The organism is Gordonibacter sp. Marseille-P4307, assembly GCF_900604965.1.
Classification (GTDB): domain Bacteria; phylum Actinomycetota; class Coriobacteriia; order Coriobacteriales; family Eggerthellaceae; genus Berryella.
The window spans coordinates 859,287-873,044 of sequence record NZ_UWPD01000001.1 but is presented as its reverse complement, the minus strand read 5'-3'; the positions used below and the strand labels follow the sequence as shown (position 1 = coordinate 873,044).

General features: G+C 61.5%; 17 protein-coding genes. 5 read left to right on the top strand and 12 right to left on the bottom strand.

Annotated elements, in window-relative coordinates; translation table 11 throughout:
• Nucleotides 1-37 precede the first annotated feature (37 nt).
• From EIH26_RS03880 to infA, 11 genes are all read right to left on the bottom strand, one after another.
• On the bottom strand, nt 38-520 hold the full coding sequence (locus EIH26_RS03880; protein WP_255409471.1) for a molybdenum cofactor biosynthesis protein B: 483 nt from the start codon (nt 518-520) through the stop codon (nt 38-40).
• Between the two features lie 16 nt (nt 521-536).
• The gene (gene glp / locus EIH26_RS03875; RefSeq protein WP_124061775.1) at nt 537-1,793 is read right to left on the bottom strand and encodes a gephyrin-like molybdotransferase Glp; all 1,257 of its coding nucleotides are present in this window, start codon (nt 1,791-1,793) and stop codon (nt 537-539) included.
• A gap of 173 nt (nt 1,794-1,966) precedes the next feature.
• Nucleotides 1,967-3,262, bottom strand: coding sequence for a phosphopyruvate hydratase (gene eno / locus EIH26_RS03870; protein ID WP_124060975.1), 1,296 nt, complete (start codon nt 3,260-3,262; stop codon nt 1,967-1,969).
• Nucleotides 3,263-3,391: 129 nt separating this feature from the next.
• Nucleotides 3,392-4,138, bottom strand: coding sequence for an energy-coupling factor transporter transmembrane protein EcfT (locus tag EIH26_RS03865; RefSeq protein ID WP_164470974.1), 747 nt, complete (start codon nt 4,136-4,138; stop codon nt 3,392-3,394).
• An 83-nt stretch (nt 4,139-4,221) separates the two neighbouring features.
• Entirely contained in the window at nt 4,222-4,764 is a 543-nt protein-coding gene (gene rplQ / locus EIH26_RS03860; RefSeq protein ID WP_124060973.1) for a 50S ribosomal protein L17, read from the bottom strand.
• A gap of 13 nt (nt 4,765-4,777) precedes the next feature.
• Nucleotides 4,778-5,728 (bottom strand): DNA-directed RNA polymerase subunit alpha, encoded by a 951-nt coding sequence (locus EIH26_RS03855; protein ID WP_124060972.1) that lies wholly within the window; start codon nt 5,726-5,728, stop codon nt 4,778-4,780.
• Nucleotides 5,729-5,758: 30 nt separating this feature from the next.
• The gene (gene rpsD / locus EIH26_RS03850) at nt 5,759-6,352 is read right to left on the bottom strand and encodes a 30S ribosomal protein S4 (protein ID WP_124060970.1); all 594 of its coding nucleotides are present in this window, start codon (nt 6,350-6,352) and stop codon (nt 5,759-5,761) included.
• Between the two features lie 17 nt (nt 6,353-6,369).
• Nucleotides 6,370-6,768 (bottom strand): 30S ribosomal protein S11, encoded by a 399-nt coding sequence (gene rpsK, locus EIH26_RS03845; protein ID WP_039689780.1) that lies wholly within the window; start codon nt 6,766-6,768, stop codon nt 6,370-6,372.
• A 10-nt stretch (nt 6,769-6,778) separates the two neighbouring features.
• Nucleotides 6,779-7,147 (bottom strand): 30S ribosomal protein S13, encoded by a 369-nt coding sequence (rpsM, locus tag EIH26_RS03840; protein WP_124060968.1) that lies wholly within the window; start codon nt 7,145-7,147, stop codon nt 6,779-6,781.
• Between the two features lie 17 nt (nt 7,148-7,164).
• A complete protein-coding gene (gene rpmJ / locus EIH26_RS03835) occupies nt 7,165-7,278 on the bottom strand; it encodes a 50S ribosomal protein L36 (protein WP_039689784.1) in 114 nt (37 codons plus the stop codon).
• A 190-nt stretch (nt 7,279-7,468) separates the two neighbouring features.
• A complete protein-coding gene (gene infA / locus EIH26_RS03830; protein WP_039689786.1) occupies nt 7,469-7,687 on the bottom strand; it encodes a translation initiation factor IF-1 in 219 nt (72 codons plus the stop codon).
• 582 nt (nt 7,688-8,269) lie between these two features.
• Between infA and EIH26_RS03825 the strand changes: the two genes are divergently transcribed.
• The 4 genes from EIH26_RS03825 to EIH26_RS03810 all read left to right on the top strand — a co-directional run bounded on the left by EIH26_RS03825 (nt 8,270) and on the right by EIH26_RS03810 (nt 11,490).
• The gene (locus tag EIH26_RS03825) at nt 8,270-9,223 is read left to right on the top strand and encodes an L-lactate dehydrogenase (RefSeq protein ID WP_124060966.1); all 954 of its coding nucleotides are present in this window, start codon (nt 8,270-8,272) and stop codon (nt 9,221-9,223) included.
• Between the two features lie 31 nt (nt 9,224-9,254).
• Entirely contained in the window at nt 9,255-9,746 is a 492-nt protein-coding gene (locus tag EIH26_RS03820; protein ID WP_124060964.1) for a hypothetical protein, read from the top strand.
• Nucleotides 9,747-9,860: 114 nt separating this feature from the next.
• Nucleotides 9,861-11,165, top strand: a complete 1,305-nt coding sequence (locus EIH26_RS03815; protein ID WP_124060962.1) for a DNA repair protein — start codon at nt 9,861-9,863, stop codon at nt 11,163-11,165.
• Nucleotides 11,158-11,490 (top strand): hypothetical protein, encoded by a 333-nt coding sequence (locus tag EIH26_RS03810; protein WP_124060960.1) that lies wholly within the window; start codon nt 11,158-11,160, stop codon nt 11,488-11,490. Before EIH26_RS03815 ends, EIH26_RS03810 begins: the two co-directional genes overlap by 8 nt.
• Nucleotides 11,491-11,497: 7 nt before the next feature.
• Here EIH26_RS03810 and EIH26_RS03805 read toward each other — a convergent pair whose 3' ends face one another.
• Nucleotides 11,498-12,457 (bottom strand): SGNH/GDSL hydrolase family protein, encoded by a 960-nt coding sequence (locus tag EIH26_RS03805; protein WP_164470973.1) that lies wholly within the window; start codon nt 12,455-12,457, stop codon nt 11,498-11,500.
• A gap of 142 nt (nt 12,458-12,599) precedes the next feature.
• On the opposite strand from EIH26_RS03805, the gene EIH26_RS03800 reads away from it, so the two are divergent.
• Entirely contained in the window at nt 12,600-13,757 is a 1,158-nt protein-coding gene (locus tag EIH26_RS03800; RefSeq protein ID WP_124060957.1) for a hypothetical protein, read from the top strand.
• The last annotated feature ends 1 nt before the right edge of the window (nt 13,758 follow it).

The following is a 13,758-nucleotide window of genomic DNA, read 5'->3' as shown; positions in this document are numbered from 1 at the left end:
ACCCGTGAACCCGTTGGGCAGATCGGACGAATACATATCAGTGACCACCTCCGGCCATCATGGACACGGCATGCTGAAGCGCCCCCACTACACCGGCCCAGTTCTCGCGCGCCGCCTTCTCGCTGCCGGGAAGATTCAGCACCAACGAACGACCGCGCTGCATGCAAAGCGCCCGGGAAAGCATCGCGAACGGCGTGATGGCCAGGCTGTAAGCCCGCATGGCTTCGGCGATGCCGGGCACATTGCGCTCGCAAACGTCCATAGTCGCTTCGGGCGTAACGTCGCGCGGCGAAAGTCCGCTCCCTCCGCAGGTAAGCACGATATCGACCTTCAGCTCGTCGGTTCCCCGCACAATGGCGGCCGAGATGAGGGGGCGGTCGTCTCTTACCACCACATGATCGATACATTCCCAACCCTGTTCGGCGATGAGCTTCTCGAGGGCGGCGCCCGCCGTATCCTGCTTCATTCCACGCGTGTCAGAGCAGGTGACGATGCAAAACGTCGGCTTCTTTGCGGACACGGCAAAACTCCCTTCCCTAAATGACCACGTCTTCGCTCACATCGAGCAGAATGCACTCGACTACAGAACCCGCTTCGCGCACTCCCGCGCCTTCGGACATGACGGCGAAGCAGTTGCTGCGCTGAATGACGCCGAACAACCCCGAACTCTGGTTCTTTGCAGGCGCGACCACGTACAGCCCGTCCTCGCCTTTGGTGAGAGTCGAGCGTAAAAAAATGCGCCGCGGGTCCTTCTTCTTGAAGTCTTCGGACAGCCGGGCCTTCACGCGGGGACGCTCGAAGTTGGAAAATCCCTGCATCTTCCTCAATGCGGGCCTGACCAGCAGCTCGAAACCCAAGTAAGCGGCTGCGGGATTTCCCGGCAGCCCGAACACCGGAGTAGCGTTTACCACGCCGAACGCCTGGGCCTTGCCCGGCCGCATGTTCACCGTGGACATCAGCAGTTCGCCGGCGCCCTGGATGGCGGGCTTTATGAAATCGAAGTCGCCGTTGGACGCCCCGTCGCTCGTCACCACGAAGTCGTACTCGGCGGCACAACGCTCGACCTGAGTTTGCAGCGCCTCAAGCGAATCCCGCACGATGGGAAGCCGAACGGGCACCGCGCCCGCCGCAGCGGCGCAGGCGGCAAGGGCGTAAGCATTGGAATTGCGGATCTTTCCGTACGAAGGAACCTCGTCGGCATCCACCAGTTCGGATCCGATCGAAATGATGGCAACGCGCGGCCTGCGGTGAACCGGCACCGACGTCACGCCGCATCCTGCCAGAAAGCCCACGCCGGCGTTCCCGATCACCTCGCCGGAGCGCACCACGATCTCGCCCGCCTTCGCTTCCTCGCCCGCCTCGCGCACGTTCGAGCGCTGTTTGGTGGTGTTCGAGAACGAAACGCGGCTGCCCGTTTTCCCGTCGCCCCGTACCACGCCCACGACCTCGTATTTCACCACGGAGTCGGCGTCGGGGGGAAGCGGAGCGCCCGTCATGATGCGCACGCACTGCCCTTCCGCAATCGAACCCTCGAACACGTCGCCCGCAGCCACCTCGGCTATGACGTCAAGCTCCACCGGGGATTCCACAGAGGCGCTCGCGATCTGGGCGGCCCGCAAAGCGAAGCCGTCCATGGCGCTGTGGGGAAACGGGGCGATGTCGATGTCGCTGGCAAGGTCGGCCGCAGCCGGGCGACCCACCGCCTCGCGCAAAGAGACAAGCTCCACCGGAAGTGCGAAGACCCTCGAAAGCACCAGTTCGCGCGCCTCTTCAAGCGAGATCATCTCGGGAATTGCCGAATCGTTCACAGTTCAAAGCCTTTCAAAGCAAACAGACGCGCACGAGGCGCAGACGGGTAATACGAAAAGCACCCCGCACGAACGCGCAGGGTGCAAAGAACCGCATCGGAATACGTGCCGTCTGTTGAGAATATCACAACGAACGAACGCCCTGCCCAGCAGTCGGGCTACTCGCACTCGATGTTGTAAAACGCCAGACGACCTGCATATCGGGCCTGGGTATCGAGCTCCTCTTCGATACGGATGAGCTGATTGTACTTCGCCACGCGGTCGCTGCGGCACGGAGCGCCGGTCTTGATCTGCCCGGTATTGAGCGCCACGGACAGATCGGCGATGGTGGTGTCTTCGGTTTCGCCCGAACGGTGGCTCATAACGCAGGCGTAGCCCGCCTGCTTGGCCATCTGGATGGCATCGAGCGTCTCGGTGAGGCTGCCGATCTGGTTCACTTTGATGAGAATCGCATTCGCGCAGCCCAGCTCGATGCCCTTTGCCAAGCGCTCGGAGTTGGTGACGAACAGATCGTCTCCCACCAGCTGAACCTTGCTACCGATACGGTCGGTGAGCTTCTTCCAGCCGTCCCAGTCTTCCTCGGCCATGCCGTCCTCGATGGACACGATGGGGTACTTTTCGACCAGTGCCGCCCAGTAATCGACCATCTCGTCGCTGGTAAGCTCGCGGCCCTCGCCCGCCAACACATAGCGCTGCTTGCCGGCATCGTAGAACTCGGTGGATGCGGGATCCATCGCGAACAGAATGTCCGCACCGGGCTGATATCCGGCGGCCTCGCACGCGCGCACAATATACTGAAGCGGCTCTTCGTTCGTGGTGAAGTTCGGCGCGAAACCGCCCTCGTCGCCTACGCCCCCGCCGAGGCCGGCGTCATGCAGAACCTTCTTCAGCGTGTGATAGATCTCGGCGCACCAGCGCAGGCCCTCGGCGAACGTCGAAGCGCCCACGGGCATGATCATGAACTCCTGGAAGTCCACATTGTTGTCGGCATGCACGCCGCCGTTGAGAATGTTCATCATGGGCGTGGGCAGCTCGTAGGCGTTCACACCGCCCACGTATTTGTAAAGGGGCAGCGCGGAGGACTCGGCTGCGGCGCGCGCGGTGGCAAGGGAAACGCCCAGAATGGCATTGGCTCCCAACCGACCCTTGTTATCGGTTCCGTCAAGTTCGAGAAGGGCTTCGTCGATGGCACGCTGGTCGGTGGCCTCGGCTCCGATGAGTTCGCCCGCAATCTCGGTATTCACGTTGCCGACCGCGGTGAGGACACCTTTGCCCAGATAGCGGCCCTTATCGCCATCGCGCAGCTCCACGGCCTCGAACGCGCCGGTGGAGGCACCGGAAGGAACCATGGCACGGCCGAACGAGCCGTCGTCCAGGGTAACTTCGACCTCGACGGTGGGGTTGCCCCGTGAATCGAGAACCTCGCGTCCGTACACATCGATAATGATGCTCATCTATGCCTCCTCGACATAATGCAGTATTGAATGACAGCTAGATGATAGCATCCGGACCCTCGATCCAGAACGATCCGCTTGCTCGATGGCGCCCATAAGCGGAATGCGGCAAGGCGCGCGGCCCTTTCCTCAGCGCCCAGAGAAGACGAGAACCACGGCAGCCATCGCCGCTAGGCCGAGACAGAGCGCAGCCGCATCACAGGGACGCGCCTTCACCACGTTGAGCGCCGACCTTTCGTCTGCGGCTCCGTAAGCCCGAGCGTCCATCGCGCGGGCGAGGGAGTCCGCTCGACCGAACAACCCAACGAATACGGACGAAAACGTGCTACCCCATCTCGATAGCCCCGCCCTCAGACCCCTTGCCTGCTCGGCGCCGCGCGACACGTGCGCGCAGCGAACACGGGATATTTCAACGGCGATGGCGGGAATGAACGCAAGAGCCAAAGACAGCGTAACGACGATGTCGTCCACGGGAACCCCTACCTTGCGCAACGGAGCCATCATCTGCGCCATCGCACCCATGGTTTGGTGTGACGCAGTGCTTAAGGCCACCACCATGCTGGCCTCCACAAGCACCAGCATGCGCAACGCGATGACGACTCCCGCCTCGAATCCCGCCCCGTTCGCGGCCGAGAACCACAGCGCGAACGCCCCCAGAACCCCCGTAGGAGCAAGCGGCGCGCCAAGCGCCCTGAACGGGATACGAGATAGGAAAGCGCAGGCCGCCACCGCAATCGCAAGCACAGTCATCCCCGAAAGCGACTCGACGAGAAACGAGCACAGCGACAGTACCGCAAGCAGCGCTATCTTGACGCGGGCATCGCAACGGTGAACGGGAGATTCCGCCGGATAATATGTCTTGAACCGAAAGAGCATCGTCCCAGTATGGCATAGGGGCATAAAAATGGACCCGGCAGGCCGGGTCCATTCTCGCTTTCACGCACGCGGGAAACGAAAGGCTATTCGGCCTTCGTCTCCTCGGCCGGAGCCTCTTCGGGCTTGGCCTCCTCGGCCTCCACTTCAACCGGAGCCTCGGCTGCAGCCTCGACGACCTCGGTCTCGGCGGGCTTCTCCTCGGCTGCCTCGACCTTCTTGGGGGCAACCTTCTTCGGAGCGGCCTTCGCGGCCTTCTTCTTCACCGGCTCGGTGCACAGCTCCATGACCACCATGGGAGCGTTATCGCCCTTGCGGTAGCCCAGCTTCATGATGCGGGTATAGCCGCCGTTACGATCGGCGAACAGACCCTGCTCGACCTTCTCGAAGATCTCGCGCACCAGCTCCTTGTCACCGCCGAGTTTGGCGATGGCGAGGCGGCGAGAATGAAGGTCGCCCTTCTTTGCCCAGGTGATGATGCGATCGACGTCGGGACGGATCTCCTTGGCGCGCGACTCGATGGTCTTGATGCGGTCGTTTGCCAGAAGAGCGCCGACGAGGCTGCGCTTCATCGCACGCGTATGGCTCGTGTCGGTACCGAGCTTGCGGCCCTTGTAGTTGTGTCTCATGGTCTCGTGTCTCCTATAGCTTCAAGTTCAAGCCCATGGAGATGAGCTTGTCCTTCACTTCCTCAATGGACTTAGCGCCGAAGTTCCTGATGTTCAGCAGGTCGTTCTCGGAGAACTCGACCAGCTGACGCACAGAGTGGATGCCGGCGCGCTTCAGGCAGTTGTAGGAGCGGACGGAAAGGTCCAGATCCTCGATCTGCTTGTCGAGTTCGATATTGGTCTCCTGGCCCTCGGGAGTGAAGATCGAGGGGACCTCCATCTCCTCTTCCTCCTCATCGCCGGAAAGAACCATGAAGGCGCCCATGTACTGGTTGATGATGTTCACCGCACGCAGCACTGCCTCGACGGGGGTGGAAGAGCCGTCGGTCTCGACCTCGAGAACCAGCTTGTCGTAGTCGGTGCGCTGGCCGACGCGGGTGTTGACCACGTTCATGGTGCAACGGCGCACCGGCGAGAACAGCGAGTCGACATGGATGATGCCGATGGGATCCTCGGTGCGCTTGTTGCGCTCGGCCGACACGTAGCCGCGGCCCACGCCGATGCGGATGCTCATCTCGAGCTGACCGCCGTCGGCAACCGTCGCGATGACGTGCTCGGGGTTGATAAGCGTGAACTCGGTGGGAACTTCCAGATCGGCTCCGGTCACCACGCAGGGGCCCTCGACGGACACATGCGCGATGGCCTGCTCGATGTCGGAGTTGAGAGCCTGAAAGACCAGGCCCTTCACGTTCAAAACGATATCGGTGATGTCTTCGATGACGCCTTCGGCAGTAGTGAACTCATGCTGCACGCCCTCGATCTGGATCGCCGTCGCACGCGCACCGTCGAGAGACGAAAGCAGAACGCGGCGCAGCGAGTTGCCCAGAGTGTTGCCGTAACCGCGCTCAAGCGGTTCGACAATGAAACGAGCAAGGGTGTCGCTCACTTCTTCCGTTGTAACTGTAGGCCTCATGAACTCTGTCATGCTTGGTAAGCCTCCTTACTTTGGGCGTGATTACTTCGAGTACAGTTCGACGATGAGCTGTTCGTTGATGTCCAGATCAATCTGATCACGCGTGGGAAGCGCAGAAACGCTGCCCTGAAGCTTCTCGATATCGACCTCGAGCCATGCGGGAACGGCGACGCGCTCGTTGCTGACCAGCGCGCTTTTGATAACCAAAAGCTCCTTGGCCTTGGGAGCGACGGCAATCACGTCGCCGGGGCGGACGCGGTACGACGGGATGTCGACGCTGCGGCCGTTCACGGTGAAGTGAGCGTGGGTGACTGCCTGACGAGCCTCTTTGCGGGTGCGGGCGAAGCCGAGGCGGAACACGACGTTGTCCAGGCGGGACTCGAGAATGGTGAGAAGGTTCTCGCCCGTAACGCCCTCCATAGCCTTGGCGCGCTTGAAGTAGCTGCGGAACTGCTTCTCGAGAACGCCGTAGATGAACTTGGCCTTCTGCTTCTCGCGAAGCTGCTGGCCGTACTCGCTTTCCTTGCGGCGGCGCTTGGGCTCGCGCTTGGATTCTTTGGTGGTATAGCCGAGGACGGAGGGCTCGATGCCCAGCTGCCTGCAGCGCTTCAGAACCGGAGTCCTGTCAATTGCCATGATCTAAATCCTTTCAACTACACGCGACGACGCTTGCGCGGACGGCAACCGTTGTGCGGAATGGGCGTGCAATCCTGAATGCTGGAAACCTCGAGACCGGCTGCCTGCAGGGAGCGGACGGCGGTTTCGCGGCCCGAGCCGGGGCCCTTCACGAAAACGGCGACCTTGTGCAGGCCGTGCTCCATGGCGGTTTTTGCGGCAGCCTCGGCAGCCATCTGAGCCGCGAACGGAGTGGACTTGCGGGAGCCCTTGAAGCCGACGGTGCCGGCGGACTGCCACGAGATCACGTTGCCCTGGGGATCGGTGATGCTCACGATCGTGTTGTTGAACGTGGACTTGATATGCGCAGCGCCAACGGCAATGTTCTTACGCTCGGAGCGCTTGATGTGCGCAGTTGCATTCTTCTTCTGAGCCATTTAGCTACCCCTACTTCTTCTTGCCGCCGATTTGCTTGCGAGGACCCTTGCGCGTACGAGCGTTCGTGTGGGTGCGCTGACCGCGAACGGGCAGGCCACGACGGTGGCGCAGGCCTCGGTAGCAACCGATCTCCATGAGGCGCTTGATGTTCTGGGAAACTTCGCGGTGCAGGTCGCCCTCGACCGTGAGGTTGCCCTGGATGTAATCGCGGAGCTTGGACAGATCGTCTTCCGTCAGGTCATTGCAGCGGATGTCAGGGTTGACACCGGTTTCCGCAAGAATCTTCTTGGAAGTCGTCAGACCGATGCCGTAGATGTAGGTCAGACCGATCTCGACGCGCTTGTCGCGCGGGAGGTCGACACCAACAAGACGAGCCATATGCTTATCTCCTCTTCCTAGCCTTGACGCTGTTTATGACGCGGGTTTTCGCAGATCACAAAGATCTTGCCGTGACGACGCACGATTTTGCACTTATCGCACATCTTCTTGACCGAAGGGCGTACCTTCATGTTTTCTTCCTTTCGGCGCTCTACCAATTCGTCTATCTCAAACGGCCAGCCGCTGCCGTTATTGTCCGCCCTGCCACCTGCTTTGAAGGGATACCAGAGCCAAACCAGCGACGGCGCGCCCGCAAACGCGAAACGCACCTGTCGCTTTATCTGAAAAGTCGGAAACGCGACCGTTCAGAAAAAGCGGTCGCTACTTGAAGCGATACGTGATGCGGCCTCGGTTGAGGTCGTACACGGAAAGCTCCACCGTCACCTTGTCCCCGGGAAGGATCTTGATGTAGTGCATGCGCATCTTTCCGGAGATATGGGCCAGAATGGTGTGGCCGTTCTCGAGTTCGACGCGAAACATTGCGTTGGGCAACGCTTCTTGCACGGTTCCCTCGAGCTCGATGACATCTTGTTTGGTCAAAAGTGCTCCTTTGCATAAGCAAATCGACAGTAAGCAGCAACTCTAGATGCTAGCAGATGTTCGATCTAAAATGCTTGGGATTTTTTGAGCACAAAAAAATTCCGACCATCCCCCGCCCTTCTGGGCCGATGGCTCGTAATGCCTGCATGTCAGGCGCGCGACTCTCAAGATCGCGCAGTCCGCACACCCTTGGAACCGGGAGGGGACCGCCAGGTATTCTGCATGACCCGAAAGCCAGCAGCACCAAACGCTGCGGTTCCGGCACGCGAGCCGCCTTGTCGGCTCGAAACGGATACGCGCCAAAGACGCGAACCGTTGCACTATAACTCGAACGCGCGGCGAAGGCAAGCCGCACAAAGCGAACCCGAAAGCCGAGCATGCTACGACACACCGACCGGGAGCACCGACCGGCACGTCGCAGCTGCGATTCTTATCGGCGTTTTCTCGCGAAAAACGGCACCCGAAACGCAATCGGCGAAAACAAGGCCTAGAATGCTGCTCAGCGCAGCGCGCGGACAAAAGCCGAAAGTCCTGCGCACCCCGTCGGGGCGACGACCCGCGCAGACGTCGATAGGAGGCTCCATGGCCCAGTCGAACACCCGGAAAGCCATGATCATAGGCTGCGGCCTGGTTGGCGCCACATCGGCATTTAGCCTGATGGAAAGCGGACTTTTCTCCGAAATCGCGTTGGTCGACGTCAACCGGGAGCGCGCCGAGGGAGAAGCGCTCGACATCGGACACGGAACGCCGTTTTACGGACCGGTGGAGGTCTACGCGGGCGACTACGACGATCTGGCCGATGCCGACATCGCCATCATCACGGCGGGGACCGCCCAAAAACCCGGAGAGTCGCGCCTCGATCTGGTTCAGAGAAACGTCGCGATCCTCGAATCCATCCTGACGGAATTCTCATGGCCGTCCTTCGAGGGCATCCTCATCATGGTGTCGAATCCCGTTGACGTGCTGACCTACGTCGCCGCCAAGATCACCGGGCTTCCGCATGGCCGCGTGCTGGGTACCGGAACCATGCTGGACAGCGCTCGCTTCAAAAGCATCCTGGCCGCCCACCTGCATCTGGATGCCCGCAACGTACACGCCCGCATCATCGGCGAGCACGGCGACAGCGAATTCCCCGTTTGGAGCATGGCCAACGTCTCGGGCATCCCGCTTTCCGAATGCCTCGAAAACGCAGGGATAAGCGACCCCCGGCAGCTGATGGAGCGCGTCGAGCACGAAGTGCGCACCAGCGCCGGTCGGATCATCTCGAAGAAAGGCGCCACCTACTACGGAATCGCCGCCTCGGTGAAACGGCTGTGCGAAGCTATCGTGCGGGACGAAAAGTCGGTCATGACCGTCTCGACCGTGCTGGAAGGAGAATACGGCTTAAGCGATGTAGCCCTCAGTATCGTAAGCGTGATCGGCGCAAATGGCATCGATTCCCATCTGCCCGCCCCCATATCGGAAGACGAGCACCGGCGCCTGCGCGAATCGGCCGACGCCCTGAAGGCCGTCATTGCCGAGCTCTCGCTGAACTAGGCGCGTCGGATCCCGAACGGAAAGGAGCCGCATGCGCGTTTCCGCGATCGAGAACTTCTCCCCCCGCTACGATGCCGACCGCCTGGTCGTCCTGGCGCTGTGCACCGCCTCGGGAAGCGATGCGGACTGGGCGCGCGCCCTGCGCGCGTACGGCGCGCAGCAGGAACATCTCCCGCAGATCGTGGCCGATTCCGTCATCGAAACGTCTCCCACCTGCCGCATCGTCGCCAGCGGCTCCCACAAGGTGGCCATCGCGTCTCGACGCGAGGCGCCCGCGCAGTCCGTGTTCGTCCCGCAGGCCGCCCGCGAGCTGGAAGCCCGCCTCGACGACGGAGAAACGCAGTGCCTCCATCTCGCCGACAACGGAGACTACCTGGGCTTCGTGGCGTTCTCCCGCGATGCGGCGGCCGAAGCGCGCAAAGGGGCGGCGCCTTTCGCGAGCATCCCCTGGACGGCCGTGGCCGCATTCGCCTGCGCCTGTGCCGTCATCGCCTTCGCGGCGGCCTGGATCGCCCTTCGGTAGGCCGGCTCGTAAAACGCCGCCCATTCTCCATCGTTTGTTCGATTGACCGCGCCCGCGAACCGCGCGACAATTCCCTCCGTAATCGAACAAACGTTCTAAAAAGAAGGGGGAGCCATGGGGGGCCTTGGGCGCGTGCGCACGTATCTGTGCATCGATTTGAAAAGCTTTTACGCCAGCGTGGAATGCGTCGATCGCGGGCTGGACTCGCTGTCGACCGACCTGGTGGTGGCCGACCCCGACCGCGGGCGCTCGACCATCTGCCTCGCCATCACCCCTCGCATGAAAGAGCGCGGGGTGAAAAACCGATGCCGTCTGTTCGAGATACCCGACGGCATCGACTACCTCGTCGCGACCCCCCGCATGCGCCGCTACATGGAGGTCTCGTCCCTCATCTACCGCATTTACCTGCGCTACGTGTCCCCCAACGACCTGTATGCGTACTCCATAGACGAATGCTTCATCGACGCCACACCCTACCTGGTCCTCTACCGCACCGACGCGCGGTCGTTCGCCCGCATGCTCATGGACGCCGTGCTCGCCAAAACGGGCATCTACGCAACCGCGGGGATCGGCACGAACCTGTTTTTGGCCAAGGTGGCGCTGGACATCAAGGCGAAGCGCGAAAAAGACCGCATCGGGTACCTGGACGAACCGTCGTTCAAAGCATCCGTCTGGCGGCATCGCCCCCTCACCGACATATGGAACATCGGACCGGGGACGGCCGAGCGGCTGGCGCGCCACGGGGTGGTCGACCTCGAAGGGGTGACCCGACTCGACCGATCGCTGCTCGAGCGGGAGTTCGGCATCAACGCCCAGCTGCTCATCGACCACGCGCACGGGCGGGAAGACTGCACCATCGACCAGATAAGATCGTACCGCCCCCGTTCGACGTCGATCGCCAACGGGCAGGTCCTCATGCGGGAGTACAGCTTCGACGAGGCGCTCGTGGTGCTGAAGGAGATGGTGTACGAATCGGCCCTCGAGCTGGTAGAGCGCCGGATGGTGGCCGGACACGTGTCCCTCATGGTGGGATACGCGGTGCCGGGGCGCGTCTACCGAACCCAGAGGCGCCGGTTCACCCCCGAAACCGCCGCATCGGCATCGAGGAAACTCTCCCGCAAAACGTCCTCCCGACGCTATCTCGAGCAGCAAATCGTCGCTCTCTACGAGGAAAAAGTCGATCCCGCGCGCCCCGTAAAGCGGATGAGCATAGCGCTGGGGCGCCTCGAGGCGGAAAGCTGCGAGACGCTCGACCTGTTCACCGACGTAAGGGAGCTCGAGCGGGAGCGGGCGCTGTGCTGCGCCTCCATAGAAGTGAGGAACCGTTACGGAAAGAACTCTCTCATCAGGGGAATCGATGCGCTGGAGTGCGCAACCGCCCGGCAGCGCAACGTCCAGATCGGAGGGCACCGTGCATAGCGAAGCGAACAGGGCCCGACAATACCTGCCCTTCGCCGCCTTGAAGGGCCTCGGCAACCTGATGTCCCTCGCCGCCGTCGAGCGCCAGGAACGCTGCCAGCTCCTCGAAGAGGAGGAGGAATCCCTCAATCGGATCCTGGCGTCCCTCGAGCCGGGGGATCCGGTGAGCGTCGTCTACTATCGGAGGGACCATTACGAGCAGGCCGAGGGCAGCATCGTGCGCATCGACGCGCGATCCAGGCGCATGGAGATCGACGGGGCGTCGTTCGACTTCCGCGACATCAGGTCGCTCAGCTCGGCCAACCACCCCGACGACGCCTGGTAGGAGGCCCCTACCTGCGATACGGGCCGCTTTCGATGAAACGACGGCAGACGTGCATCCACTGGGCTGTCGTGGATTGAGCGTATGCGCAGTTCACACAGGATCTTCCAGGAAATACGCAGGGATCGCGCGACAAAAACGCCGCTTTGCCGGGAAACGGCGAAGCGTCAAGTTCGGACAAGGCGGCGTCGCCCGCCTCTCGCATGCACGTCTCCACCATCCAGGCGATCTGGCTCATGCCAAGTTTGGTGGGATGGGTACCGTCAAGTGCCTCGTAGTCGTATCCCAGCGAGGAGGCACGGCAAAACGTGCAGCCATGATCACGACAGGCCGACTCTATGGCGGCATTGTAGTCGTCGAAGGCCGCTCCCCGGTACACGCGAGGGAATGTCGATTGCCCGCACCCGCTCACGCGTCCGGCCAACAGCGACACGCACCAGATTCGAGCCCGGGGGAAACGGCTCCGAAGATTCGACAGCATGCGGCCGTAAGCCGCTTGAAACCGCTCGACGGCATGCTCGACAGCCGGAAACGACGCCGAAGCACCGCACGGCTCTCCCCCCTTTTTGTCCGAGGCGCCCTCGGAGGGATCTTCCCTCGCGCAGAAGGGTATCGCGTTTCCCCGACCTCTCATCTGGTTGGAAAAACCTCCCCACCCGTAATCGTTCGTCCCGAAGAACACCAGGATATCGTCGGGAGCCGACCCGTCGTCGGCAACAAGGGCGTCAGCACGTCCGGGGCTTTCCCCCGCAGGATAGCCCGGCCCCTCCACGCACGATCCCGACCAGGCGGCATTGGATGCAACGGTACCCCCGCAACGGCTCACCACCTGCATCCACCAAGTGTCTTCAACCGACTCCACCCCCCAAGCGCGTCGGCGTTCGCCCGCATAGAACACCGCGAAACCCTCGCGCGTCGAGCCTTCGAACGTGCTGATGGAATCACCCAGAACAGAAAAGAGCCGCGTCACGGAAACTCCCCCTCGAACCGTACGTACGAACCGGACGCAAAACCTCATAAAAAACAAAGCGATCTTGCGCGCAGCGCATTATACGCCTGGTAAAAACCGCTATTATTGACAACACGGTTCGCACTTCAACGAAAGGCGCTTCATGGCATCCGAATCGACGAACTACCAGTGCCCCTCATGCGGAGGGCATCTGCACTTCGAAGCTCGAACCAACAGCCTTGAATGCGATTTCTGCGGATCCCGCTTCTGTCCCGAAGACGTCGAGACCTACTACACCCGCAAACACGGCAACGTCGCGGCCGAGACTCCCCATGCAGCCGAGGCCTCGATCGATCCGAACACCGCCGTCGAAACGGAACGGGTCGAAGCGGGCGAAGATCCCATCCAGGCCTATCTCAAGCGATCTCGATGGGACGACGAAGATGCCCGCAGCATGCGCGCCTACAACTGCTCGTCATGCGGAGCGCAGCTGATGGTCGATCAGGTTACCGCCATCAAACAATGTCCGTACTGCGGAAACGAGACCATCGTGCCCGGTCGGCTTTCGGATGCGCTTCGGCCCGACTACCTCATCCCCTTCAGGAAAACGAAGGAGGACGCCATCGCGGCCCTGAGAGAGTACTACCACGACAAGAAGCTTCTTCCCAAAAACTTCTCCGACGAAAACCACCTCAACGAGATCCAAGGCGTGTACGTTCCGTTCTGGCTGTACTCCACCACAGCCGACGCAGATGCCAAGTTCTCAATGACCAACGTCATCACCTGGAGCGACAAAAAGAACCTCTACACGAAAACCGACCATTACGCCGCCGAACGCACAGGCTCCATCGATTTCGCGCGCGTTCCCGTGGACGGATCGACCCGCATGCCCGACGCGCACATGGACTCGATCGAACCTTATGACTACTCCGAAATGGTCCCGTTCTCTTTGGGCTACCTACCGGGGTTCATGGCCGATCGCTACGATCAGAACGCCGAGGAATGCAAGGCGCGCGCCGAAGAGCGCATGGAGAAAAGCATGCAGGACGCGCTGTCCCGCACGGTAGAGGGATACGCAACCGTCAGTCTGGACGGTTGCAGCTCATCGGTGATCTGGAACGATATCCGCTACGCGCTTCTGCCCGTCTGGATGCTGCACACCAGATGGAACGAACGGGACTTCCTGTTCGCCATGAACGGGCAGACCGGAAAGATGATCGGCGATCTGCCTATCAGCCGAAAAAGGCTGGCGATGCGGTTCTTGGCGGTGTTCGCGCCGATCGCCGTCGCAACGTTTGCCGTGCTTCGATTCGTACTGTAGG